The sequence below is a fragment of the Mammaliicoccus sp. K-M42 genome, assembly GCF_022386375.1.
In the GTDB taxonomy this organism is placed as follows: Bacteria; Bacillota; Bacilli; order Staphylococcales; family Staphylococcaceae; genus Mammaliicoccus; species Mammaliicoccus fleurettii.
The window spans coordinates 241,533-267,471 of record NZ_JAJNIS010000001.1 but is presented as its reverse complement, the minus strand read 5'-3'; the positions used below and the strand labels follow the sequence as shown (position 1 = coordinate 267,471).

The following is a 25,939-nucleotide window of genomic DNA, read 5'->3' as shown; positions in this document are numbered from 1 at the left end:
GAGGTCATTTTAAAATGAGAAAGACAAAAATTGTATGTACGATAGGTCCAGCATCAGAATCAGAAGAAATGTTAGAAAAATTAATGCTTGCAGGGATGAACGTCGCTAGATTGAACTTCTCTCACGGCAGTCACGAAGAACATAAAGGTCGTATAGATACAATTAGAAAAGTAAGTGCAAAATTAAACAAAAATATTGGTATCTTACTTGACACTAAAGGTCCAGAAATCAGAACGAATAATATGAAAAATGGTTTAATTGAACTTACTAAAGGTAGTGAAGTTACAGTTAAAACAACAGAAGTTGAAGGTACGCCTGAAGCATTTTCAGTAACTTATGAGAAATTAGCTGAAGACCTTGAAGTTGGTTCAACAATTCTACTTGATGATGGTTTAATAGAACTTACTGTTAAATCTATAGACGTTACTAAAGGTGAAGTCGTTTGTCATGTAGAGAATACAGGAGAACTTAAAAATAAAAAAGGTGTTAACTTACCAGGTGTTAAAGTAAATCTTCCAGGTATTACTGAGAAAGATGCTAGCGATATTCGTTTTGGTATTGAACAAAATGTAGATTTCATAGCTGCAAGTTTCGTAAGACGTCCTTCAGATGTTTTAGATATTCGTGGAATTTTAGAAGAAAAAGAAAACAATACAATTAAAATTATTCCTAAAATTGAAAATGAAGAAGGAATTGAAAATATCGATGAAATTCTTCAAGTTTCAGACGGATTAATGGTAGCTCGTGGTGATATGGGTGTTGAAATCTTACCAGAAGCTGTACCAATGGTTCAAAAACAATTAATTAAGAAATGTAATAAATTAGGTAAACCAGTTATTACAGCTACACAAATGTTAGACTCAATGCAAAGAAATCCTCGTTGTACAAGAGCTGAAGCAAGTGACGTAGCCAACGCTATTTATGACGGTACAGATGCAGTAATGTTATCTGGTGAAACTGCAGCTGGATTATATCCAGAAGAAGCTGTACGTACTATGCAAAATATCGCAGTAGCTGCTGAAGATGCACAAGATTACAAAAAATTATTGTCAGATCGTTCAAAAATGATAGACACAAACTTAGTAAATGCTATAGGTGTATCAGTGGCACATACAGCATTAAACTTGAATGTAGAATCAATCGTAGCTGCAACAGAAAGTGGAGCAACTGCACAAACAATTTCTAAATATAGACCACATTCACATATCATTGCTGTAACACCAAACGAAACAACTGCTCGTCATATGACATTAGTATGGGGCGTTTTACCGGTTGTTAAAAAAGGTGAGCAAAATACGGATGAGTTATTAAACAATGCAGTATCAACAGCAGTAAACACTGGTTTAGTTGATAATGGTGATTTAATCATTATTACAGCAGGTGTTCCTACTGGAGAATCAGGTACAACTAACTTAATGAAAATACATTTAGTTGGGGATGAATTAGCTAAAGGTCAAGGTATTGGTCATAATTCAACAGTAGGTAAAGCAGTAGTTGTAAATAAAGCTGAAGATTTAAAAGGAAAAGATTTAAGTGAATCAGTCGTAGTTACACAATCTACAGATGCAGAAATGGTTCCTTACTTAGAAAAAGCAAAAGGGATTGTAACTGAAGAAGGTGGTTTAACTTCACACGCAGCTGTAGTTGGACTTAACTTAGGCGTTGCAACAATAGTTGGAGTAGAAGATGCTCGTCAAAAAATTGTAGACGGTACTTTAATTACATTAGATCCTAAACAACATAAAATATATGAAGGATACGCTAACGTACTTTAATATATAGATTAACTTTAAAAGAGGATGAGACAATTAATTTGTCCCATCCTCTTTGTCTTAGGTCCTCTATATTTACACAAGTCGAGAGAAGTGTAAGCAAGGGTAGTTATATTTACACAAGTCGAAAGAAGTGTAAGCAAGGATAGCTATATTCACACTAGCCTAAAGAAGTGTGAATAACCTATATATAAAAAGAGTAGAAATTCACTTTCAACAATGAATTTCTACTCTTTTTTATATCTCTAGGACATTGTGTCCAAGCTCTTTATCTTATTTAAATACTTTTTTCTTTTGAATAAAATACATCAAAGTTAAAAGGATAAACCAAATTGGAGTGATTAAGATAGCGATTAAGGTAACTTTGTTTGTCATCAATAAAATGAATACAAAGATAAAGAATATTAATGTTATCCATGCTACTGGTACGCCACCTGGCAATTTGAATTTAGAACTTTTATTTAACTCAGGGGAAATCTTACGATATTTAATATAAGCAATAATAATCAGCGACCATACAACTAAAAATAAAACGGTTGAAACTGATGTAACGTATTTAAATACTTCTCCAGCATCTTTTATAACATAGTTTAGAATTACAGAAATCATTAATAAAAAACAACTGAATAGTGTAGCTTTATAAGGAACACCTGTCTTATTTGTTTCGCCAAATCTTTTATTAGCTTGTCCATTTTGAGATAAACCATAGAGCATTCTACTATTTGAAAAGATTCCACTATTACAAGATGATGCTGCAGCTGTAAGAACTACAAAGTTAATAATTGCTGCAGCTATTGGAATCCCTATGAGGCCAAATAGTTTAACAAATGGACTTTCTGCAGGATCAATTTTATCCCATGGCGCAATAGACATGATGATAATTAGTGAACCTACATAAAAAATCATAATACGAATAGGTACACTGTTTATTGCTCTCGGAATTGTTTTGTGAGGGTCTTTCGTTTCACCTGCAGTGACACCTATTAATTCAATTCCAACAAAAGAAAATGTAGCCATTTGGAATGACATAAAGAATCCATTCATACCATTTGGAAATAATCCGTCATGATCCCATATATGTGTTATAGATGCAGTACCATAAGGTGTTTCATACGCCATAACAATCATTATAGTTCCTACAATTATTAGTGCTACAATTGTTGTGATTTTGATAATCGAAAACCAAAATTCTAATTCTCCAAATAGTTTAGCAGTCATTAAATTCAAGGACATTAAAACGAGTATAGTAAATAATGCTGTTAACCATGTTGGTATATTTGGAAACCAAAAACTTATGTATTTTGCAACTGCTGTAACTTCAGCCATGCCTGTTACGATCCAACAGAACCAGTAAGTCCATCCTGTTATGTATCCAGCAAATGGTCCGATATATGTATGAGTTACATCTGCGAATGAATGAAAATCAGTATTTGACAGTAAGATTTCACCTAAAGCTCGCATAAATAAAAATAGTATTAATCCTATAATAATATAGGTAAGCAGAATTGATGGACCGGCAGAATGAATTGTTTCTCCAGCGCCTAAAAACAAACCAGTACCGATTGCTCCCCCTATAGCAATAAGCTGTACGTGTCTATTACTCAACTCCCTTTGTAAATTATTAGACATAAAACCTATTTCCTTCTTTCATATTCAAAATTTTATGTTTTTATTATGCACTTGCTGTCAGAAAATAGCAATTAAAAACTTAAGTATATTAATGGTTAAATTTTACTTAAATCATGATTTATAATTTTTATCATATATAATAATAAAAATGAATGGTTAAAGTGTAAAAAGGACTAAATCTGATAAATGTGATAAGATATAATTATCTTAAAAATCCTTTGTTGTTCACGTTTTGGAGGTATATTTAATTTATTATATGAATATTATAAAAACGATAAATTTACATTTGTTTAATTTAATTTAATTTCAATTACTAACTTTTTTCAAGTTTCAAAGGTCTTCGCATTCACAAATCAACAGAAATTATATATAATGTAATATGAAAGCCATTACATATATGGGCAATTATTTAGTAAGGGGGATATTATTATGGCACAAGTAGCAAAAGGTTTAGAAGGTATCATTGCTTCTGAAACTGAAATTAGTTCAATTATAGATAATCAATTAACTTACGCAGGTTATGAAATAGATGATCTAACTGAAAATGCATTATTTGAAGAGGTAATGTTTTTACTTTGGAATTTAAGATTACCTAATAAAGCAGAATTAGAAGAATTAGATGGGAAGTTATTTGATTATATGACTTTAAATCCAAGAATGTATAGTCACTTTGAAGATTATGCAACGGATAAAATACACCCAATGACAGGATTACGTACATCGTTATCTTATCTTGCTCATTTTGATCCTAAAGCAGAAGTATTCGACGAAGAATCTAATTATGAACGTGCAATTAGAATCCAAGCGAAAATAGCTTCATTAGTAGCTTCATTTTCACGTGTGAGACAAGGTAAGCAAGTTGTTAAACCTAAAAAAGAATTAACATATGCAGCAAACTTCTTATATATGTTAAGAGGAGAAATTCCAACTGATGTTGAAGTTGAAGGTTTCAATAAAGCTTTAATTTTACATGCAGACCATGAATTTAATGCATCTACATTTACAGCAAGAGTTGCAGTTTCAACTTTATCTGATATGTATTCAGGTGTAACTGCAGCAGCTGGAGCTCTTAAAGGACCATTACATGGTGGCGCTAACGAGCAAGTTATGAAAATGTTAACTGAAATTGGTACAGTCGATAAAACAGACGATTATATTAAAGAAAAAATAGCAAATAAAGAAAAAATCATGGGCTTTGGACATAGAGTTTACAAAAATGGAGATCCAAGAGCTAAATATTTAAAAGAAATGAGTCGTCGTATAACAGATGAATCAGGTCAAAAAGAATTATTTGAAATTTCATTACGCATTGCTGAAATAATGAAAGAAGAAAAAGGATTATTACCTAATGTAGATTTCTATAGTGCTACTGTATATCATAGTATGGGTATTGATCATGACTTATTTACACCAATTTTCGCAGTTAGTCGTATGTCAGGTTGGACAGCTCATATTCTTGAACAATATAGAACAAATAGAATAATGAGACCAAGAGCTGAATACACTGGCGCGCGTGATCGTAAATACGAAGCGATTGAAAAACGATAATATAGTTAATATAATATAAATAACACAAATTAGATGGAGGAATAATATAATGACAGCAGAAAAAATCACAACAAATCAAGGCGTATTAAATGTTCCAAATAACCCGGTCGTACCATTTATTATCGGAGACGGAATTGGTCCAGATATTTGGAATGCAGCAAGTAGAGTATTAGATGCTGCAGTAGAAAAAGCATATAATGGTGAGAAGAAAATCGAATGGAAAGAAGTTTTAGCTGGTCAAAAAGCATTCGATGAAACTGGCGAATGGTTACCTGAAGCGACTTTAGATACAATTAGAGAATATTTAATCGCAATTAAAGGACCATTAACAACTCCAATTGGTGGAGGTATTCGTTCACTAAACGTTGCTTTACGTCAAGAGTTAGATTTATTCACTTGTCTACGTCCTGTACGTTGGTTTAAAGGTGTTCCTTCACCAGTTAAACGTCCAGAAGATACAGATATGGTTATCTTCCGTGAAAATACAGAAGATATTTATGCTGGTATTGAATTCCAAGAAGGCACAGATGATGTTAAAAAAGTAGTAGACTTCTTACAAAATGAAATGGGTGCTAAAAACATTAGATTCCCAGAAACTTCAGGTATAGGTATCAAACCAGTTTCAAAAGAAGGAACTGAAAGACTAGTAAGAGCAGCTATTAACTATGCATTCGATAACAATCGTAGAAATGTTACTTTAGTACATAAAGGTAACATTATGAAATTCACTGAAGGTGCATTCAAAAAATGGGGTTACGATCTAGCAGAACGTGAATTCGGTGATAGAGTATTTACTTGGCAACAATATGATAAAATTGTTGAAGAACAAGGTAAAGATGCAGCAAACAAAGCACAATCAAATGCTGAAGCAGAAGGTAAGTTAATTGTTAAAGATTCAATTGCTGATATCTTCTTGCAACAAATCTTAACTCGCCCAGCTGAATTTGATGTTGTAGCGACTATGAACTTAAATGGTGACTACATTTCAGATGCATTAGCAGCTCAAGTTGGTGGTATTGGAATTGCTCCAGGAGCGAATATTAACTATGAAACTGGACATGCAATATTTGAAGCTACTCACGGTACAGCTCCAAAATACGCTGGTTTAGACAAAGTAAACCCTTCATCAGTTTTACTTAGTGGTGTATTAATGTTAGAACATTTAGGATGGCAAGAAGCTGCAGATAAAGTAACTCAATCTGTAGAAGCAACAATTGCTTCTAAAGTAGTAACATATGACTTTGCTCGTTTAATGGATGGCGCGACTGAAGTTAAATCTTCAGAATTTGCTGATGAATTAATTAAAAATTTACCATAAATAAAGCATTAATTGAGGAAGGTTATTTATAACCTTCCTTTTATTTATAAGGAGATGAATATTATGGCAAGGAAGAAGATATCAATAATTGGTGCAGGATTTACTGGTGCAACTGCTGCTTTCATTGCAGCTCAAAAGGAATTAGGCGACATTGTTTTGGTGGATATGCCACAGTCAGAAAATCCTACTAAAGGAAAAGCACTCGATATAGCAGAAAGTGCTCCAGTATTATCTTTTGATTCAAAAGTAATAGGTACTTCAAACTATGAAGATACTAAAGACTCAGATGTTGTTATTATTACGGCTGGTATTGCGAGAAAGCCAGGTATGTCACGTGACGATTTAGTTCAAACAAATCAAAATGTAATGAAATCAGTAACAGAACAAATCGTTAAATATTCACCTAATACAGTTATTATAGTATTAACAAATCCTGTTGATGCAATGACTTATACAGTTTATAAAGAATCAGGTTTACCAAAAGAACGAGTAATCGGTCAGTCTGGTGTCCTTGATACTGCAAGATTTAGAACATTTGTAGCAGATGCTTTAGATTTATCTGTAAAAGACGTTACAGGATTCGTATTAGGTGGTCATGGTGATACAATGGTACCTTTAATTAGATATTCTACAGCTGGTGGTGTACCATTAGAAAATTTATTATCACAAGATAAAATTAATGAGATTGTAGATAGAACTAGAAAAGGTGGAGCTGAAATCGTTAACCTATTAGGGAATGGTTCTGCTTATTATGCACCTGGTGCAGCTTTAATAGAAATGACTGAAGCAATCTTGAAAGATCAAAAAAGAGTATTGCCTTCAATTGCATATTTAGAAGGCGAATATGGATATAATGATATATATTTAGGTGTGCCTACTGTATTAGGTAAAAATGGAATAGAAAGCGTCCTTGAATTAGACTTAACTGATGAAGAAAAAGAACTATTAGATGAATCTGCTGAATCAGTTAAAGTTGTTAGAGATATTTTACAATAAAATAATAGGAATAAGGCTGATTCGGTAAAGAATCAGCCTTAATGTTTAGAAAGTGTTAACTTTTTGTAAAGTTCTCTAAATATGCATTATTTTTTTAATAATTTAAGTTATAATTATATTAAATCGCTTAAGGAGGACCTTGCATGTCACAAAAAGTATTGGTTGTAGACGATGAACAATCTATCGTTACATTGCTGAAATATAATATAGAACAAGCTGGATACCAAGTAATCGTAGCTTACGATGGTGTTCAAGCATTAGAAATGGTTAACGAAGAAAAGCCTGATTTATTAGTATTAGATGTAATGTTACCTGAAAAAGATGGAATTGAAGTATGTAAAACGATTCGTTCTGACAAAAATCAAGTTCCAATTTTAATGCTTACTGCCAAGGATGACGAATTTGATAGAGTATTAGGTCTAGAATTAGGTGCAGATGATTATATGACGAAGCCATTTTCACCCCGTGAAGTGGTAGCTCGTGTTAAAGCAATTTTACGACGTGTCGGTCAAATTGAAACTCAAAACTCAGATGACGATGAAGATATTATTTTAGGTTCTATTAGAATCAGACCTGACTTTTTCGAAGTTTATAGAAATGACGAATTATTAGAATTAACACCTAAAGAATTTGAACTATTACTTTATTTAATTGAAAGACAAGGACGAGTTATAACACGTGAACATATGTTAAATTCAGTATGGAATTATGAATTTGCTGGCGACTCTAGAATAGTTGATGTACATATTAGCCATTTGAGGGATAAACTTGAAGAGAATCCTAAGCAACCTCAATTTATTAAAACAGTTAGGGGTTTAGGCTATAAGTTAGAAAGACCAAAGAACAATGATTAAATTTTATAATAAGTTATTAATTATACTTACAACGGTCACTGTTGTAAGTTTTCTTATATTAGGGTTTTTCCTTCATAATTCTAGTTATGATTTAATTTCTAAACAACAGCAAAAATTATTAAAAACAGAATCTCAAAAAATATATAACATCGCTAAAAAAGAACCACAAAAAATTAACGAAATACTTGATGTGTTTGAGCAAGATATTTATCTAGAAAAAAATGGTAAAGTAATCTATAACTCAACAGAAAATAATACAAAACTATTTAAAAAAGAAAAGAAGAAAGCAATTTCAGATGCAAAATCTTTTGATGAATATTTCTCAGTTGACAAAATTGATTCTGAAATTTTATATGCTAAAAAATACAATGACTATACTATAGCTATAGCTAAGCAAACGGATGCTATATCTATTATTCAAAAAGATATATGGAAGTATTTATTACTCGTTCTATGCTTTATGTTACCGCTTATATATTTTGTAGTTAGATATATTAATACTTCTTATATACATCCAATAAAAGAAGTAACTTATGCTACAAAATTATTAGCTTCAGGAAAATATCGTGTTAGAGTTCCAGAAAGTAATGTTAAAGAAACGAAAGAGTTATTTATTAATACAAATGAGCTTGCTAGAACTTTAGATGATTTAAATAATGAGCAAAAATTACAAAGAAATAGATTAGAGACTACATTAGAAAATATACCTAGTGCAACATTGATGGTAGATAGAGATGGTGTTATCGTTATTGCGAATAAAACATATCATGATTTATTTGACCGTGTTGGTAATGCAGAAGGTCAATTATTTAAAGATGTAATGCCAAACGCTGAAATCTCTCAAATGATGAATGAATCATTAAAGTTAGAAGAACCGGTGTTTGAACAAGTTGAAATAACTATTAATAATGTTCATAATAAATTTTTTGAAGTATCAGTTATACCTGTGTTATCTAGAAGAAAGCGTAACTTATTAGGTTTGGTTGTCGTTATGCATGATATAACAAAATTAAAAAAATTAGAACATATGCGAAAAGATTTTGTTGCCAATGTATCTCATGAGTTACGTACACCAATAACATCTATAAAAGGTTTTGCAGAAACATTGTTAGATGGTGCTAAAAATGATCCAGAATCATTAGATATGTTCTTAAATATTATTCTTGAGGAGTCTAATAGAATTCAGTCGTTAGTTCAAGATTTACTTGATTTATCAAAAATTGAACAAAATGATGAAATTCCTAAAGAGCAAATATCTCTCACTGAAATAGGAGAACATACAATAAATACAGTTGCCAATGTTGCTATGAAGAAAGACATAGAAATAATAAACAAAATAGACGAAAATGTTATTTCATTTGGAGATAAAGATAAAATCACTCAAGTTTTGATTAATTTATTAACAAATGCAATTAGTTATTCACCAAAATCTAGTCATATTGTTCTTACAATCAAAAATGATGGAGATGGCCAAGTCATTTCAGTTAAAGACAATGGTATTGGTATATCAGTAGATGAACAAAGACGAATATTTGAAAGATTTTATAGAGTGGATAAAGCAAGAAGTAGAGATTCAGGTGGAACAGGATTAGGATTATCAATTACAAAACATATCATTGAAGCACATAATGGACAAATTAAAGTAGAATCAGAAGTCGGTAAAGGTTCTGATTTTATTGTGAAGCTATTTAATAAATAATCTTTATAGAATCTTTACAATTTATTCATGCTGAATTAATTATTGATAGATAGAATAAATATAGACCCCTTCATTTTGATGATTGAGCGAAATACATATGTATTTCGCTTTTTTTATTTTATGCGAAACAATCTGATTATAGTGTGAGGTATGATAAAATAAAATCAATATAATAATGGAGGTATCCTACATTGGAAAAATTGGTACTGATTGATGGTAATAGTTTATCATTTAGAGCGTTTTTTGCATTGCCTTTATTAACTAATAAAGCTGGTGTTTATACTAATGCAATATATGGTTTTACAATGATTTTAGATAAAATTATAAAAGAAGAAGAACCTACACACTTTATGGTTGCATTTGATGCAGGGAAGACTACGTTTAGAAATAAAATGTACAGTGAATACAAGGGTGGACGAGAGAAGACGCCAGATGAACTAAGAAGCCAATTACAATATATACGTCAGTTAGTAGAAAGCTATCATATTAAACATTATGAATTAGAAAATTATGAAGCAGATGACATTATCGGTACACTATCAAAACAAGCTGATGAAAAAAACTTAAAGACAATCATTATTACGGGTGATCGTGACTTAACACAATTAGCTAGTGAAAACGTAACGATTTATTATACAAAAAAAGGTGTAACTGATATTGATCATTATACTCCTGAATTTATTTCAGAAAAATATGATGGACTAGAACCAAAGCAAATTATAGAAATGAAAGGACTTATGGGCGATAAGTCTGACAACATCCCTGGTGTGCCGGGAATTGGCGAGAAAACTGCGATTAAATTGTTGAAACAATATGATACTGTTGATGGCGTTTATAATAATATAGATGAATTAAAACAATCTAAAATGAAAGAAAAACTTATAGATAATGAAGATAATGCAAAGCTTAGTAAAGAACTGGCAACAATCAATAGAGATAGTCCAATTGAAGTAACGATAGATGATTTGAAGTTAACGGATAATGGTGATGAGGAAAAAATTAAATTATTCAAAACTTTGGAATTCAAACAGTTACTTGACCAAATGGATGCGAGTACTGAAGCATCAGACGATCGCATCATAGAATATCAAGATCATTTAAACGATTTTGATTTTGCAAATATTAAAGAAGCAGCTATACATTTTGAAACAAACGAAAACAATTATTTAAAGGCTGATATTCTTGGATTTGCAATTCATGCCAATGATAAAACGTATGTCATTTCACTTGAAGAACTCGAACAAAATAAAGACTTACACGCTTGGTTAGAAAATGGGAATGTGAAATTCTCAGCATATGATTCTAAAAAGACAATTATTTTATGTGAAAGATTAGGTATTAAAGTTGAAAATATTCAATTTGATACAATGCTCGCTAGTTATATATTGGATCCATCTAGAACAATCGATGATGTGTACTCAGTTGTTTCTGAGTTTGGCATTTATTATGTACCAAATGATGAAAGTATATATGGTAAAGGTAAAAAGCTACATGTTCCTGAACGTGAAGTACTTTTTGAATGTATTGCTAAAAAAGTAACTGCAATATTTGAGACAAAAGAAAAAATGGTCGAGCTACTGAAAGAAAGAGCGCAACTTAGTCTACATGATGATTTAGAGTTACCATTAGCAAGAGTATTAGCTGAAATGGAATATATCGGTATAACTGTAGATAAAGATACATTAGTTGAAATGCAAGAAGATTTAAAAGTTCGTATCGATAAATTGATTGAACAGATTCACAATCATGCTGGAAGTGAATTTAATATAAATTCACCTAAACAGCTAGGTGTAGTTTTATTTGAAGATTTAAAATTACCTATCATTAAAAAAACAAAAACAGGCTATTCTACAGCAGTTGATGTATTAGAACAATTGAGAAATGAACATCCAATTATTGAAGATATTTTAGTTTATAGACAACTTGCTAAATTACAATCGACTTACATTGAAGGCTTACAAAAAATGATAACTTCAGAAGGTAAGATTCATACTAGATTTAATCAAACCTTGGCTCAAACTGGTAGATTAAGCTCAATAGAACCTAACTTACAAAATATACCGATACGGTTAGAAGAAGGTAGAAAAATCAGAAAAGCATTTCGTCCAAGTAAAGAAAATCACGTTATTTTTGCTGCTGACTATTCACAAATCGAGTTGCGAGTGTTGGCTGATATAACAGGTGACGAACATATGAAAGAAGCTTTTACTGCTAATGAAGATATCCATACAACTACTGCGATGAGAGTGTTTAACGTAGAAAAAGAGGAAGTAACCTCAAATATGAGAAGACAAGCAAAAGCAGTAAACTTTGGAATTGTATATGGTATAAGTGATTATGGACTTAGCCAAAGTTTAGGTATAACAAGAAAAGCTGCTAAAAAATTCATAGATGATTATTTAGATAGTTTTCCTAAAGTAAAAGAATATATGGATACTATCGTTCAAGATGCTAAGCAAAAAGGTTACGTGGAAACATTGCTTCATAGACGTAGATACACACCTGATATTACGAATAGAAACTTTAATTTAAGAAGTTTTGCAGAAAGAACTGCAATGAACACACCAATTCAAGGTAGCGCAGCTGACATTATAAAATTAGCAATGGTTCAATTTTCTAATAAAATGAAAGAAAAAGAATTTAAAGCTAAATTGTTATTACAAGTACACGATGAATTGATTTTTGAAGTTCCGAAAGACGAATTAGAAACATTTAAACCATTCGTTGAAGATATCATGGATAATGCACTCGAGTTATCAGTGCCATTAAGTGTAGAATCAAGTTATGGAGAAACATGGTACGATGCAAAATAAGTAATAGAAAGAAGATTGAATATGCCGGAATTACCAGAAGTTGAAAGTGTTAAAAGAGTGATTACACCTAGAATACTAGGTGCAACTATTCAAAATGTAACTTTTTCAGATAAAGTGAAAATTGGAAAAGAAGTTGGGAAAGAAACAATTATAAAAGGAACAACTTTAGAATTGTTTAAGGAACGAACAGAACAATTTAAAATCATAAATGTATATAGAAGAAGTAAATATATTTTTATGGAAATTGAAAAAGAATCAGAAAGTAAAATCATTATGTGTCATTTTGGAATGACTGGCGCATTTTTTACTGTTCCTGAGCTATCTAATATAGAAATAGAAAATCATAGAAAGCATTGGCATGTAATTTTTGCATTAGATAATGGATTGAAACTTATTTATACAGACATTCGTAGATTTGGTGAATTGAGAGCGTTAGATGAGTTGAATGAGTATCCTTCTGTACTGAAAATAGCACCTGAACCATTTGTAAAAGAAGCTTATGAACATTATCTGGAAAAAATTATGTCAAAGAAATTTATTAATAAACCAATAAAAGTTGCTATATTGGATCATACTGTTATATCAGGTTGTGGGAATATATACGCTTGTGAAGCTTTATTAAGAGCAGGTGTTTTACCTACGAGAATTATAAAAGATTTAACAGTAAATGAGAGAGAGAAAGTGTTTAAAGAAGTGGTTAACGTCCTGCAAGAAGGAATAGATAATGGTGGATCGAGTATATCAGACTATTATAATGCAGACGGTGAAAAAGGAACGATGCAAGAGAAACATTTAATATATGGTAAAAAAGTATGTGGTCAATGTGGTGGACCAGTACTCCAGAAAGTTATAGCGACAAGAAATACACATTATTGTCCAAATTGTCAAAAGTAGGTGAAAAAATGCCGAAAGTCATAGGCTTAACAGGAGGCATTGCAACGGGTAAATCAACCGTTTCAAAGATGTTAAAAGAACGTGGATTTTATATTGTTGATGCTGATGTTGCAAGTCGAAAAGCTGTTGAAACAGGTAGTAAAGGGCTTCGACAAGTAGAAGAAGTATTTGGTAAAAAAGCAATATTAAATGGTGAAATGAATAGACAGTATGTAGGATCAATCGTTTTTAAAGACGAAGACATGAGGAAAAAACTTAATAACATTGTTCACCCTATTGTTAGAGAAATTATGGAAGAAGAAAAACAGTTAGGGTTAAAAAAAGATAAAAATGTCATTATGGATATACCATTATTATTTGAGAACAATCTTCAAGATACAGTAGATGAAACATGGTTGGTTTATACTACAAAGGAAACACAAATAGTTCGTTTGAAACAGCGTAATCAATTAACTGATGAAGAAGCATTATCAAGAATCAAATCACAAATGCCTATTGAAGAAAAAAAAGAAATGGCAGATGTTATTATAGACAATAATGGATCATTAGTAGATTTAACTCAAAATATAGAAACATTACTCACAAACAACTTTAATATATAGGTCGTTAAAGTAATAATTCTTATAAAATATATATAACACTCTCAGCCTGTTTGGAATTAATGGACTGAGAGTGTTTTTTTGATACATTAGCATTTTTATTGCTTATTTTTATTTACATTAAACTAATGATAAATTTTTAAAAAACATATTAGAAAACGTTTTCAATAAACTTTTAATGTGATATACTAATTGCAATAAATAGTATATCACATTAAAAGGGGTTCTCGACTATGACGAAAAATATTGCAATTAATGGTTTAGGAAGAATTGGAAGAATGGTATTGAGAGGTTCACTTAAATCTGATTTTTTAAACATTGTAGCTATCAATGCTTCTTATCCACCAGAAACAATTGCACATTTAATTAAATATGATTCAACGCACGGTAAATTAGATGGAGAAATTGAAGCGGTTGAAGATGGTATTGTTATAGATGGTCATAAAATACTACTAGTTTCTGAAAGAGATCCTAAATTATTGCCATGGGGAACTTTAGATATCGATATCGTTATCGAAGCAACTGGTAAATTCAATCATGGAGATAAAGCAATTTCTCATATTGATGCTGGTGCTAAAAAAGTTATATTAACTGGACCTTCTAAAGGTGGTCAAGTTCAAACTATCGTAAGAGGTGTGAATGATAATGCGATTGATTTGAATAAGTATGACATATTATCTAACGCATCTTGTACAACAAATTGTTTAAGTCCTGTTGCTAAAGTACTTAATGATACTTTTGGCATTGAAAATGGATTAATGACAACTGTTCATGCTTTTACTAATGATCAAAAAAATCTAGATAATCCGCATAAAGATTTAAGAAGAGCTCGTTCTTGTACTGATAGTATTATCCCAACTTCAACAGGCGCTGCTAAAGCTTTAGCACTCGTACTTCCTGAACTTGAAGGTAAGATGCACGGTATGGCTTTGAGAGTTCCAACTTCCAATGTATCTCTTGTTGATTTAGTAGTAGATTTAAAGACAGATGTGACAGTTGAACAGGTTAACGATGCATTACGTCAAGCAAGTAATGGTCCATTGAAAGGTATTATGGATGTAAATGATGAACCGCTTGTATCTATAGACTTTAATACAGATCCTCATTCGGCAATTGTTGACGAGCAATCTACAATGGTAATCGATTCAAATAAAGTTAAAGTATTAGCTTGGTACGACAATGAGTGGGGCTATTCAATGAGAGTTGTAGAATTAGCTGAACAAGTTGCAAATATTTTATCAGAAGTTAGAGAACAAAAAATTTCATAATTAATATAATTTACGAGAAGAACGTAATGTGGTAAAACTAATTCCACATTACGTTCTTTTTATTAAAATAATTTCTTTTAAGTGATAAATGTATTATTGTATACCCTATGTAAAATAGTGAGCGTTTAAAAATATACGAAACTACTGTATAATTTATGTATGAAATTAAATGTATATAAGAGGTGAAACGAATGAGATGTCCAAACTGTAAATACGAAAATTCTAAAGTAGTAGACTCTAGACATGCTGATGATTTAGTTGCAATTAGACGAAGAAGAGAATGTGAATCATGTGGCTTTCGTTTCACAACTTTCGAGAGGGTAGAACTTACGCCACTAATAGTCGTTAAAAAAGATGGAGCTAGACAAACTTTCAATAGAGATAAAATATTAAATGGATTGGTTCGATCATGTGAGAAAAGACCGGTTGCTTATCAAAAGTTGGAAGATATTACGAATCAAGTAGAAAAAGAATTAAGATCTGAAGGTATTACAGAAGTATCTTCCAATGATATTGGGGAAAAAGTTATGGAACATTTAATGGACGTGGATCAAGTTTCATATGTAAGATTCGCTTCAGTATATAGAGAATTTAAAGATGTCGATCAATTATTAAAATCAATGCAAGGTATATTGAAAGACCGAAAGTAAGGTGAGTATTAATGGCGGAATATTTTAATGGCGTAAAACCAAGTGATGGTTTTTATGTTAAATCAAATTATAATTATACACATGTTCATCAAGATATATTAATCAGCTTATACACGCCATTAATTGGAACAGATGCAATTGGTGTTTATTTATATTTATCACAATTTAACTATCATAATGAAATAGAAGCATATAACCATTACACGATAATGAATGATTTGAAAATTAATTTATCTAGTTTTAGAGATTCACTCGATTTGTTAGAAGGTATTGGTTTATTAAAAACTTTCTTTAAGACTAATCAACAAGAACAAACATTTGTATATATGCTAGAACAACCAGCAACAACAGAACAGTTTTTCAATGACCCATTGTTATCGGTATTTTTATACCAACAAATCGGTAAAGCGAGATATATTTCATTAAAAAATAGATACAAAGATAAAAGTATATCAACAACAGAATATAATGAAGTGACGAAAAGTTTCACTGATGTGTTTAAAATTCCTAAGTTATCAGAATTAGAACATCAAGATGATATTCAAATTAAATTAGACACTAAAAGTAAAGGGCTTGATTTATCGGATGTGCAATTTGATTTTGAAATGTTGGAGTTATTATTGAATAATCATTTGATTTCTAAAGAAATATTGAACAAACAAACTAAAGAAGTCATTATTCAAATAGCAACTTTATATGGCATTACGCCAGTTGAAATGAAATCAATTATTTTAAAATCAATAACAGAAAATCAAACGATTTCTCTACAAGATTTAAGAAAACATGCACGTTCCATATATCAAATTGAGCACGAAGGTGAACTTCCTGCGTTAGAACTAAAACGAGAAAAACCCAAATCTGAACTAAATGATTCACAGCAGGAAGTAGATTCTCTGTTGTCATGGTTTGAATTACTTGATACAACTAGTCCGATTGAGATGTTGTCATCATTTACAAAATCAGAACCTACGACTGCCCAAAAAAGGGTTGTTGAAGATATTATAACAAGAGAGAAATTACCGTTTGGCGTATTGAATATATTGTTACAATATGTAATGTTTACAAAAAACATGCAGCTACCGAAAGCATATATTGAAGAAATTGCTTCAAATTGGAAAAAACTAAAATTAACTTCTGCTGAAGAGGCGTATCATCATATTAAAAAACTTGATAAACAAACTGAAGAAAAGAAAAAAGAGCGTATTAATACATCGAATAACTCATTTAAGTTAAAATCAATTGAAAAAACACCTGAATGGTTGTTGAAACAAAAGTCATCTGAAAAACCAAAAGATGAACAACAGAAAAATAACGAATCGAACGCTGCATTTGAAAAAAGAAAACAAGAGCTTCAAAAAGAAATGGAAGCTTTTTGGAAAGAAGGTGATCATTAATGGAACCATTAGGTCAACATTTAAAACAAAATAAAGATTTTCAAAAGAGATTGGAAAAGATAAAAAAAGATACACTCAATCATAAAGAAGTTAAAGCATTTTTAGATGAACACCAGTCAGAGTTAACAAATGAAATAATTGAGACTGATTTAGACCAGTTACAAGCTTATAAAGACCAATCTAAATGCTGTGAAAAATGTGCGAGTTATAGTAAATGTATAAATTTTGTAAAAGGGCATGTACCAGAATTATATATTGAAAATGATCACATAAAAACAAGGTATTTACCTTGTCCAAATAAAATTGAATATGATGAACGTAAATTTGAATCAAATCTTGTCACGTCATTCCAAATGCCAGAAGAAACTTTAAAGGCAACAATTAAAGATATATATGTTGATAATGAGTCGAGGATGACTATTATTAAAAAAGCCATGGAAATATGCAATAAAATTGTTGCTGGAGAAGATACAAAAGGTCTTTATGTTCATGGTCCTTTTGGTACAGGTAAATCATATATTCTAGGTGCGATATCTAACCAACTCAAATTAAAAAAACAGCCATCTACAATAATTTATTTACCAGAATTTATTAGAGTGTTGAAAAATGGATTTAACGATGGATCCTTTAGTGATAGATTTGAATCTGCTCGTGAAGCAAAAGTATTGATGTTAGATGATATTGGTGCGGAAGAATTAACACCTTGGGTAAGAGATGAAATATTAGGACCATTGCTACATTATAGAATGGTTCACAAATTGCCGACATTTTTTAGTTCAAATTTTAACTTTGATGAATTAGAGTTTCATTTAAGTAAGACGAGACAAGGTGCAGAAATTACAAAAGCGAGTCGTATTATGGAAAGAATCAAAACAATAACTGAAGATTACGAGCTAGAAGGTAAAAATTATAGAGCTTAAATTTAACTTGATATTTTAAAATAGAGTTGTATAATTGAATTATCTTAAATGAATATAAAAATTTAGAGGACATGACGTCTATAAAGCATTTACAGAGAGTCTCATATCGCTGGAATTGAGATAATGCAATATAAATTGTTACTCCCTCATACATGATGTGTTAATCCACATACGGCTCAAGACCGTTATCTTATGTAGAGTTATCGTGCTCAGTTTTTGAGTGCGTTAATGAGGGTGGTACCGCGAGAGATTTCGTCCCTTTGGATGAGGTCTCTTTTTTATGTTCTTTAATAGAAAAAATGAGGAGGAAGTCGTTATGAGTGAAATAAACATTAAATTTCCAGATGGTAATGTGAAAGGGTTTGAACAAGGCACTACAACTGAAGAAATTGCTCAATCTATTAGTCCAGGATTAAGAAAAAAAGCAGTTGCCGGTAAATTTAATAATCAACTAGTAGATTTAACAAGACCTTTGGAAAATGATGGGGAGCTAGAAATCGTTACACCAGGTAGTGATGATGCTTTAGAAGTATTAAGACATTCTACAGCACATTTAATGGCTCAAGCATTACAAAGATTATACGGTGATGTAAAGTTTGGTGTTGGTCCTGTTATTGAAGGTGGTTTCTATTATGATGTAGATACTGAACACAAAATTTCTAGTGACGACTTCGAAACTATAGAAAAAGAAATGAAGCAAATCGTAAATGAAAACTTTAAGATTGAACGTAAAGTTGTAACACGCGACGAAGCAAAAGATTTCTTTAAAAATGATGAATATAAATTGGAATTAATAGATGCTATACCTGAAGATGAAAATGTAACTTTATACACTCAAGGTGAATTCACTGATTTATGCCGTGGCGTTCACGTACCATCAACTTCAAAAATTAAAGAGTTCAAACTATTATCAACAGCTGGTGCTTATTGGAGAGGCGATTCAAATAATAAGATGCTTCAACGTATTTATGGCACTGCATTTTTCGATAAGAAAGAATTGAAAGCGTATTTGAAAGTTTTAGAAGAAAGAAAAGAACGTGACCATAGAAAAATTGGTAAAGAGTTAGAATTATTTACTACTAACCAAGATGTTGGAGCAGGACTACCATTATGGTTGCCTAATGGTGCAGTTATTAGACGTGAATTAGAACGTTATATTGTAGATAAAGAAGTAGCAATGGGCTATGACCATGTTTATACTCCAATTATGGCAAACGTTGATTTCTATAAAAAATCTGGTCACTGGGATCATTATCACGAAGACATGTTCCCTACAATGGATCTAGGAAATGAAGAATTAGTTCTTAGACCTATGAACTGTCCACATCATATGATGATTTATAAAAATAGCCGTCATTCATACAGAGAATTACCAATACGTATTGCAGAATTAGGAATGATGCATAGATATGAAGCAAGTGGTGCAGTATCTGGTTTACAACGTGTTAGAGGTATGACTTTAAATGATGCACATATCTTTGTAAGACCTGATCAAATTAAAGAAGAATTTAAACGTGTTGTAAATATGATTCTTGATGTATACGATGACTTTGGATTCGAAGATTATACATTTAGATTAAGTTATCGTGACCCAGAAGATAAAGAAAAGTATTTTGACGATGATGAAATGTGGAATAGAGCACAAACTGTTCTTAAAGAAGTAATTGATGAAATGGAATTACCTTATGAAGAAGCTATAGGGGAAGCGGCCTTTTATGGTCCGAAATTAGACGTACAAGTAAAAACAGCAATGGGTAAAGAAGAAACTTTATCAACAGCTCAACTTGATTTCTTATTACCTCAAAAATTTGATTTAACTTATATCGGTAATGATGGTGAAGAACATCGACCAGTCGTAATTCACAGAGGTGTTATTTCTACTATGGAAAGATTTACTGCATTCTTAATAGAAGAAACAAAAGGTGTATTCCCAATTTGGTTAGCACCGAAACAAGTGGAAATCATTCCTGTAAATATTGATTTACATTATGATTACGCTAGAACAATTCAAGAAGATTTGAAATCTCAAGGTGTACGTGTTCATATTGACGATCGAAATGAGAAAATGGGATATAAAATTCGTGAAGCTCAAATGAAAAAAATACCTTATCAGCTCGTTGTTGGTGACAAAGAAATGGAAAATCAAGAAGTGAATGTTCGCCAGTACGGTTCTAAAGATTCTAATACAGTTGAAAAAGATGAATTTATTTGGAGCTTAGTTGATGAAATTAGATTGAAAAAGTAATAATCTATTGAAATTACTCGTTTCATCGGGTATAGTTTTAATAGTGAAATTTAATTAAATATTCCTCAGTAATGAGTTAGAGGTTGCGATGTTCAAAAGTAATTATTCAGAAGCGTAATGGCGCGTATGTTGAAATGATGAAAGGGGACGTTGCCGAAATAAATAGTATCCATAATACTATTTATTGGGCCAGTGTTGAATAAATACTGGACTGTCACACTAAGTGATGTGCTACCAATTTGTATGGAATGATCATATATAGGTCGCATATCTTAATGATATGCGACTTTTTTTAGTGGCTCGATTGTGGAATAAAGAAAGGGAAAAAACAATGGCTCAAGAAAAATCAACGAACAATGTTCAAAGAAAGCTTAAAGATAGACATATTTCTATGATTGCCATTGGAGGTTGTATAGGTACTGGTTTATTTATGACTTCTGGTGGTGCGATTAGAGATGCTGGACCAGGTGGAGCATTATTAGCATATGCTGTCGTAGGATTAATGGTGTTCTTCCTTATGACTTCTTTAGGAGAAATGGCAACATATTTGCCAGTTTCAGGATCTTTTAGTACGTATGCAACACGATTTGTAGATCCTTCATTAGGATTTGCATTAGGATGGAATTATTGGTTCAACTGGGTTATTACTGTTGCTGCTGACATTACAATTGCTTCACAAGTTGTCAGCTATTGGGAACCGTTAGAAATTATTCCATCATGGTTATGGAGTGTCATATTTATGGCCATTATATTTGGTCTGAATTCATTATCTGTACGTGTATATGGAGAAAGTGAATATTGGTTTGCTTTCATTAAAGTAGCTACAGTTATAATCTTTATCGGGATTGGGTTATTAACGATATTCGGATTACTAGGTGGAGAGTATTTAGGATTCGAAAACTTTGTAGCTGGAGATGCACCGTTCCTCGGAGATTCCAATGTTAATACATTCTTGCTAGTTCTAGGTGTGTTCTTAGTAGCAGGATTCTCTTTCCAAGGTACAGAGTTAATAGGTATTACTGCAGGTGAGTCTGAAAATCCAGAACGTGCAGTACCTAAAGCAATTAAACAAGTATTTTGGAGAATAATATTATTCTATGTTTTAGCAATATTTGTAATTGGTATGATTATTCCTTATACTAATCCAAACTTAATGGGTGGCGATGAAATAGCAAAATCACCATTCACATTGGTATTTGAAAATGCTGGTTTAGCATTTGCTGCTTCATTTATGAATGCAGTAATATTAACTTCAGTATTATCAGCAGGTAATTCTGGTATGTATGCATCTGTGAGAATGTTATTCTCTATGAGTAAAGATAAACTTGCTTCGCCAGTATTTTCTAAAACAAATAAATTTGGGGTGCCTTATACAGCACTTATGGCTACTGCAGTAGTTGTCGTTCTGATATTTGCTATAGAGCATTTAAGTGGTGGGGCGTATGAGTATATTATCGCAGCATCAGGTATGACAGGATTTATTGCTTGGCTAGGTATAGCAATCAGTCACTTTAGATTTAGAAGAGCATTTGATCTACAAAATTATGATAAATCAAAATTGAAATATACTGCAAAGCTATTCCCATTTGGTCCGTTATTTGCGTTTGCACTTTGTGCAATTGTAATTGTCGGTCAAGATGTTGACTTCATACAAACTGGTGAGTTTGAACCAAGAAGATTCTTCATCACATATATGGGTATTCCAGTATTTTTAGCATTCTTTATTTTCCATAAAGTGAAATATAAAACAAAAATGATACCACTTAAACAAGTTGATTTAAGTCAAGATATCGATATGAAAGAATTTGAAAAAATATTAAATAAAGATTGACATAAAGGTTTATAATTGGTAAGATTAGTTTTGTTGAATACGAAACGGACCAAGTAGAGGCATACCCGCTTCTCACCTGTAGTGACGCGTAAAGCAGTTAGCAGGTACAATAAACCTTTAATGTTTATGGAGGAGAGCGGGTGCATTGTGCATTCGTTCTTTTTTTCTTGGACGACTTCGTAAAATTCTAGGAGGTGTCAACCATAGCTAAAGATCAGACTCAAATAAACGACAAAATTCGTGCGAAAGAACTTCGCCTTATTGGCCAAGATGGGGAACAAATTGGTGTTAAATCAAAATTTGAAGCCATTGAAATGGCTGAAAGAGTAGATTTAGATGTAGTAGTAGTAGCGCCAAATGCTAAACCACCTGTTGCAAGAATTATGGATTACGGTAAATATAAATTCGAACAACAGAAAAAAGAAAAAGAAATGCGTAAGAAACAAAAAATTGTTAGTGTAAAAGAAATTCGATTAAGTCCAACTATCGAAGAACATGACTTTGAAACTAAATTGAAACATGCACAAAAATTCTTATCTAAAGAAGATAAAGTTAAAGTATCTATTAGATTTAGAGGACGTGCGATTACGCATAAAGAAATTGGTCAACGCGTGTTAGAACGCTTTGCAGAATCTTGTAAGGATATAGCAACAGTTGAACAAAGACCTAAAATGGAAGGGCGTTCAATGTTCTTAATGTTAGCGCCAATTTCAAACGACAAATAAACCGAAATAATAGGAGGAAATCTCAATGCCTAAAATGAAAACTCATCGTGGAGCAGCTAAACGTGTTAAAAGAACTGGTTCAGGTCAATTAAAACGTTCTAGATCATTTACTTCACACTTATTTGCAAACAAATCTACTAAAGCGAAACGTAAATTACGTAAAGCTTCATTAGTTTCTAAATCAGATACTAAACGAGTTAAACAAATGTTAACGTACGTAAAATAATAAACATAGCGGACTAATGGTCCATTTTAAGGAGGAATTATAATGCCACGTGTTAAAGGTGGAACAGTGACGAGAGCTCGTCGTAAAAAAGTTTTAAAATTATCTAAAGGTTACTTTGGATCAAAACATACATTATATAAAGTTGCTAAACAACAAGTAATGAAATCAGGTAACTATGCTTACCGTGACCGTCGTCAGAAAAAACGTGAATTCCGTAAATTATGGATTGCACGTATTAATGCAGCATCTCGTCAAAACGACATCAGCTATAGCCGTTTAATGAATGGTCTTAAATTAGCTGGTATTGACATCAACCGTAAAATGCTTTCTGAAATCGCTGTTTCAGATGAAAAAGCATTTGCTGAATTAGCTACTAAAGCTAAAGACGCATTAGCTAAATAATATATTCTATATAAGAGCAGAAATTCTTCATTGAATTTCTGCTCTTATTTTTTGTAAAAATCATTTTGGTTACTCTTAGACTTTGTTGGCATTTTTTTGCTCGTGCTTACCCCACAGGAGTCAACTCTAAAAAATACCAAATATTAATTAAATATTTATAGTATAGGTGGAATTTATCCTAGAGTTGATTCTATGTTCAACAAATCTACTTATTAAAACAAAAAAACAAACTGAACTTATAAATTCAAGTTCAATTTGTCCACTATCCGTAGTAGCACTTAGAGCAATCATTTTTCTATATAAATATGGTTAGTTATTACGATGATTTTGTAAGTGCTGACGCCTGAGGGAATAGTATGCGTGAGAGACTACAGGCTCGAACCATACCTCTAGGCAAGCATGCACGAACAAAATCGTAAGATTGTATAAAAGGTAGGTAAACATGCACAAACAAAATCGTAAGATTGTATAAAAAAAAGAGGAAAACTTGCACGAACAATATCATAAGATGTTATTAAAAAAAGAACGAACAGACCCAACTCCTTTACGCTTTATAAACGCTTTGATAAAATAGTGTAGAAATAAGAATAAGGAGATTATTATGTCTAAATTTGATGAAATGATAACAGTGGTACCAAGAAATACAATTTTTAATAATGAAACATATCAATTCGATGGATTTAAATCTATCCAAGATGAAGAAACAAAATATATTTACGAAACAATTAATCAATACGAAACTAAAAGACGTGGAGACATGGAAGAAGATCCATCATATAAACAGTTGATTTCATATTGTATTTTAGAAAATGAAAATAACGAAGTGTTAGTTTATGAAAGGTTAACTGGTGGTGGAGAAGGTAGACTTCACGGATTGAGTTCAATAGGTGTAGGTGGACATATGAATGATGTTCCTAATGCTACTAATGTTGAAGAAGTGATAAGAGAAAATGCTGCAAGAGAACTTGAAGAAGAAGTTGGTTTGAGTAAAAAAGATGTAGAAAATATGGAGTTAATCGGATTTATCAATGATGATCAGAATGAAGTTGGTAAAGTTCATATTGGCGTAGTGTTTAAATTAAAAGTCCAAAAAGAAAGTGTCGAAGCTATCGAAACTGACACATTGAAAATTAATTGGGTCAACCAATCGGAGTTATCTAATAATGAAAACTATGAAACATGGAGTAGTCTTATTATAGATGGTATATACAGAAGAGGTGAGTAACCTTGAGTGAAATCATTCCATTTCCAAAACTGAAAAACCAACTCATACAAAATATTAATACTGCTATACAAAAGGAACAATTTGATGAAGCGTATCAAGTGTTCGAATTATATGAACAACATTTTGCAATGGATGAAGACCTATCATTAAAAAAATGTGAAGTTTTAAAAGCGTGTGGTCATTATTTAGAATTGAGAGAAGAAGCAAGTATATTGCTAAATCAAGGGCATGACTATTATGATAAGATTGTTATTTATTTTGTAGAAAGCCTATATTATTTAGAACAATATCAAACAGTAGTTGAAATCATTAATCAAATTAAAGATGAAAATATTGAACATTCTACTAGGATGGCACTACTTCCTATTCAAGATATGGCAAAAGACAAACTTAATCAAAGACAGTTAAAAGCATCAGAAATTTTGAGAGCATTTAAAGAAACGCAATTTGAAGAACAAATTAATCTCTTAATCGACTTAATTGATAATCATTTAGGTGTGTTTAATTTGACTTTAGCTCAGATTATAGAGAATGAAACATTGCATCCAAATGTACAAAGTTTGATTTTAGAGTATTTAAGATTAAGTGAATGGTCTGCTGAAGTAAAATTTGAAAAATTAAACGAATTTTTAACTGTTAATCCTATAGAATTAGATGGCATTGAAAGAACAAATTTAAACAAAAATATAATACCTAAAGTAATAGATCAACTTGAAATTGATAGTCCTTCATCGATTGAATTAGCTAAAAGTTTATTGAATCAACATGCTATCGTAATGTATCCAATTGATTTTAGCGAGCTAGAAGATGAAACTTTAATTGCATGTTACTTGAAACTTTTATCAGAACGTTTTATTATAGACGCTAGCTACAATAGTGTTAATCAAGCAGATTGGGACAAATTCATAGATTTTATTGAAAAATTATAATG

Annotated in this window: 21 protein-coding genes, 1 riboswitch and 1 other annotated feature; of the genes, 20 read left to right on the top strand and 1 reads right to left on the bottom strand. The window is 31.5% G+C overall.

What is annotated here, in order from left to right; genetic code table 11:
* The first annotated feature begins 14 nt into the window (after positions 1 to 14).
* Complete coding sequence (gene pyk / locus LQ668_RS01360; protein WP_078356411.1) at positions 15 to 1,775, top strand: pyruvate kinase; 1,761 nt, start codon at positions 15 to 17, stop codon at positions 1,773 to 1,775.
* 270 nt (positions 1,776 to 2,045) lie between these two features.
* Here pyk and LQ668_RS01355 read toward each other — a convergent pair whose 3' ends face one another.
* Positions 2,046 to 3,401 (bottom strand): amino acid permease, encoded by a 1,356-nt coding sequence (locus tag LQ668_RS01355; protein ID WP_107509861.1) that lies wholly within the window; start codon positions 3,399 to 3,401, stop codon positions 2,046 to 2,048.
* Positions 3,402 to 3,830: 429 nt separating this feature from the next.
* On the opposite strand from LQ668_RS01355, the gene LQ668_RS01350 reads away from it, so the two are divergent.
* The 19 genes from LQ668_RS01350 (at position 3,831) to LQ668_RS01260 (ending at position 25,937) form a co-directional block, all read left to right on the top strand.
* A complete protein-coding gene (locus LQ668_RS01350; protein WP_107509860.1) occupies positions 3,831 to 4,949 on the top strand; it encodes a citrate synthase in 1,119 nt (372 codons plus the stop codon).
* Positions 4,950 to 4,998: 49 nt separating this feature from the next.
* Positions 4,999 to 6,267 carry an NADP-dependent isocitrate dehydrogenase gene (gene icd, locus LQ668_RS01345; protein ID WP_078356414.1) on the top strand — a complete coding sequence of 423 codons (1,269 nt, stop codon included), beginning with the start codon at positions 4,999 to 5,001 and terminating at the stop codon, positions 6,265 to 6,267.
* 63 nt (positions 6,268 to 6,330) lie between these two features.
* Positions 6,331 to 7,263, top strand: coding sequence for a malate dehydrogenase (mdh, locus tag LQ668_RS01340; protein WP_107509859.1), 933 nt, complete (start codon positions 6,331 to 6,333; stop codon positions 7,261 to 7,263).
* Positions 7,264 to 7,406: 143 nt separating this feature from the next.
* Positions 7,407 to 8,117 (top strand): response regulator transcription factor, encoded by a 711-nt coding sequence (locus LQ668_RS01335; protein WP_107509858.1) that lies wholly within the window; start codon positions 7,407 to 7,409, stop codon positions 8,115 to 8,117.
* Positions 8,110 to 9,816 (top strand): two-component system histidine kinase PnpS, encoded by a 1,707-nt coding sequence (pnpS, locus tag LQ668_RS01330; RefSeq protein ID WP_119634159.1) that lies wholly within the window; start codon positions 8,110 to 8,112, stop codon positions 9,814 to 9,816. Before LQ668_RS01335 ends, pnpS begins: the two co-directional genes overlap by 8 nt.
* 191 nt (positions 9,817 to 10,007) lie before the next feature.
* On the top strand, positions 10,008 to 12,629 hold the full coding sequence (polA, locus tag LQ668_RS01325) for a DNA polymerase I (RefSeq protein WP_107510174.1): 2,622 nt from the start codon (positions 10,008 to 10,010) through the stop codon (positions 12,627 to 12,629).
* Between the two features lie 21 nt (positions 12,630 to 12,650).
* Complete coding sequence (gene mutM, locus LQ668_RS01320; RefSeq protein ID WP_078356419.1) at positions 12,651 to 13,523, top strand: DNA-formamidopyrimidine glycosylase; 873 nt, start codon at positions 12,651 to 12,653, stop codon at positions 13,521 to 13,523.
* 8 nt (positions 13,524 to 13,531) lie between these two features.
* Positions 13,532 to 14,125 carry a dephospho-CoA kinase gene (gene coaE / locus LQ668_RS01315; protein WP_078356420.1) on the top strand — a complete coding sequence of 198 codons (594 nt, stop codon included), beginning with the start codon at positions 13,532 to 13,534 and terminating at the stop codon, positions 14,123 to 14,125.
* A 230-nt stretch (positions 14,126 to 14,355) separates the two neighbouring features.
* The gene (locus LQ668_RS01310) at positions 14,356 to 15,390 is read left to right on the top strand and encodes a glyceraldehyde-3-phosphate dehydrogenase (RefSeq protein ID WP_078356421.1); all 1,035 of its coding nucleotides are present in this window, start codon (positions 14,356 to 14,358) and stop codon (positions 15,388 to 15,390) included.
* Between the two features lie 191 nt (positions 15,391 to 15,581).
* Positions 15,582 to 16,040, top strand: coding sequence for a transcriptional regulator NrdR (gene nrdR, locus LQ668_RS01305; RefSeq protein ID WP_078356422.1), 459 nt, complete (start codon positions 15,582 to 15,584; stop codon positions 16,038 to 16,040).
* A gap of 11 nt (positions 16,041 to 16,051) precedes the next feature.
* The gene (locus tag LQ668_RS01300) at positions 16,052 to 17,434 is read left to right on the top strand and encodes a replicative helicase loading/DNA remodeling protein DnaB (RefSeq protein ID WP_078356423.1); all 1,383 of its coding nucleotides are present in this window, start codon (positions 16,052 to 16,054) and stop codon (positions 17,432 to 17,434) included.
* Complete coding sequence (gene dnaI / locus LQ668_RS01295) at positions 17,434 to 18,354, top strand: primosomal protein DnaI (RefSeq protein WP_119634158.1); 921 nt, start codon at positions 17,434 to 17,436, stop codon at positions 18,352 to 18,354. The genes LQ668_RS01300 and dnaI overlap by 1 nt, the downstream gene beginning before the upstream one ends.
* Before the next feature lie 316 nt (positions 18,355 to 18,670).
* Positions 18,671 to 20,599, top strand: a complete 1,929-nt coding sequence (thrS, locus tag LQ668_RS01290) for a threonine--tRNA ligase (protein WP_078356425.1) — start codon at positions 18,671 to 18,673, stop codon at positions 20,597 to 20,599.
* Between the two features lie 69 nt (positions 20,600 to 20,668).
* A riboswitch (Lysine riboswitch) is annotated at positions 20,669 to 20,841 on the top strand.
* Positions 20,842 to 20,930: 89 nt separating this feature from the next.
* Positions 20,931 to 22,430: an amino acid permease gene (locus tag LQ668_RS01285; protein ID WP_239775856.1), complete on the top strand. Its 1,500-nt coding sequence runs from the start codon at positions 20,931 to 20,933 to the stop codon at positions 22,428 to 22,430.
* A 45-nt stretch (positions 22,431 to 22,475) separates the two neighbouring features.
* Positions 22,476 to 22,601, top strand: a sequence feature (ribosomal protein L20 leader region).
* A 23-nt stretch (positions 22,602 to 22,624) separates the two neighbouring features.
* Complete coding sequence (gene infC / locus LQ668_RS01280) at positions 22,625 to 23,155, top strand: translation initiation factor IF-3 (RefSeq protein WP_078356427.1); 531 nt, start codon at positions 22,625 to 22,627, stop codon at positions 23,153 to 23,155.
* A 25-nt stretch (positions 23,156 to 23,180) separates the two neighbouring features.
* Entirely contained in the window at positions 23,181 to 23,381 is a 201-nt protein-coding gene (rpmI, locus tag LQ668_RS01275; protein ID WP_078356428.1) for a 50S ribosomal protein L35, read from the top strand.
* Positions 23,382 to 23,423: 42 nt separating this feature from the next.
* On the top strand, positions 23,424 to 23,783 hold the full coding sequence (gene rplT / locus LQ668_RS01270) for a 50S ribosomal protein L20 (protein WP_016910906.1): 360 nt from the start codon (positions 23,424 to 23,426) through the stop codon (positions 23,781 to 23,783).
* A gap of 601 nt (positions 23,784 to 24,384) precedes the next feature.
* Positions 24,385 to 25,008: an NUDIX domain-containing protein gene (locus LQ668_RS01265; protein WP_107509046.1), complete on the top strand. Its 624-nt coding sequence runs from the start codon at positions 24,385 to 24,387 to the stop codon at positions 25,006 to 25,008.
* Between the two features lie 2 nt (positions 25,009 to 25,010).
* Positions 25,011 to 25,937, top strand: coding sequence for a hypothetical protein (locus tag LQ668_RS01260; protein WP_078356430.1), 927 nt, complete (start codon positions 25,011 to 25,013; stop codon positions 25,935 to 25,937).
* Positions 25,938 to 25,939: the final 2 nt, after the last annotated feature.

Excerpts from the sequence above, each read along its gene's own strand:
- pyk (WP_078356411.1), top strand. The coding sequence starts at position 15 with ATGAGAAAGACAAAAATTGTATGTACGATAGGTCCAGCATCAGAATCA.
- LQ668_RS01355 (WP_107509861.1), bottom strand. The coding sequence starts at position 3,401 with ATGTCTAATAATTTACAAAGGGAGTTGAGTAATAGACACGTACAGCTT.
- LQ668_RS01350 (WP_107509860.1), top strand. The coding sequence starts at position 3,831 with ATGGCACAAGTAGCAAAAGGTTTAGAAGGTATCATTGCTTCTGAAACT.
- icd (WP_078356414.1), top strand. The coding sequence starts at position 4,999 with ATGACAGCAGAAAAAATCACAACAAATCAAGGCGTATTAAATGTTCCA.
- mdh (WP_107509859.1), top strand. The coding sequence starts at position 6,331 with ATGGCAAGGAAGAAGATATCAATAATTGGTGCAGGATTTACTGGTGCA.
- LQ668_RS01335 (WP_107509858.1), top strand. The coding sequence starts at position 7,407 with ATGTCACAAAAAGTATTGGTTGTAGACGATGAACAATCTATCGTTACA.
- pnpS (WP_119634159.1), top strand. The coding sequence starts at position 8,110 with ATGATTAAATTTTATAATAAGTTATTAATTATACTTACAACGGTCACT.
- mutM (WP_078356419.1), top strand. The coding sequence starts at position 12,651 with ATGCCGGAATTACCAGAAGTTGAAAGTGTTAAAAGAGTGATTACACCT.
- coaE (WP_078356420.1), top strand. The coding sequence starts at position 13,532 with ATGCCGAAAGTCATAGGCTTAACAGGAGGCATTGCAACGGGTAAATCA.
- LQ668_RS01310 (WP_078356421.1), top strand. The coding sequence starts at position 14,356 with ATGACGAAAAATATTGCAATTAATGGTTTAGGAAGAATTGGAAGAATG.
- nrdR (WP_078356422.1), top strand. The coding sequence starts at position 15,582 with ATGAGATGTCCAAACTGTAAATACGAAAATTCTAAAGTAGTAGACTCT.
- LQ668_RS01300 (WP_078356423.1), top strand. The coding sequence starts at position 16,052 with ATGGCGGAATATTTTAATGGCGTAAAACCAAGTGATGGTTTTTATGTT.
- dnaI (WP_119634158.1), top strand. The coding sequence starts at position 17,434 with ATGGAACCATTAGGTCAACATTTAAAACAAAATAAAGATTTTCAAAAG.
- thrS (WP_078356425.1), top strand. The coding sequence starts at position 18,671 with ATGAGTGAAATAAACATTAAATTTCCAGATGGTAATGTGAAAGGGTTT.
- LQ668_RS01285 (WP_239775856.1), top strand. The coding sequence starts at position 20,931 with ATGGCTCAAGAAAAATCAACGAACAATGTTCAAAGAAAGCTTAAAGAT.
- rpmI (WP_078356428.1), top strand. The coding sequence starts at position 23,181 with ATGCCTAAAATGAAAACTCATCGTGGAGCAGCTAAACGTGTTAAAAGA.
- rplT (WP_016910906.1), top strand. The coding sequence starts at position 23,424 with ATGCCACGTGTTAAAGGTGGAACAGTGACGAGAGCTCGTCGTAAAAAA.
- LQ668_RS01265 (WP_107509046.1), top strand. The coding sequence starts at position 24,385 with ATGTCTAAATTTGATGAAATGATAACAGTGGTACCAAGAAATACAATT.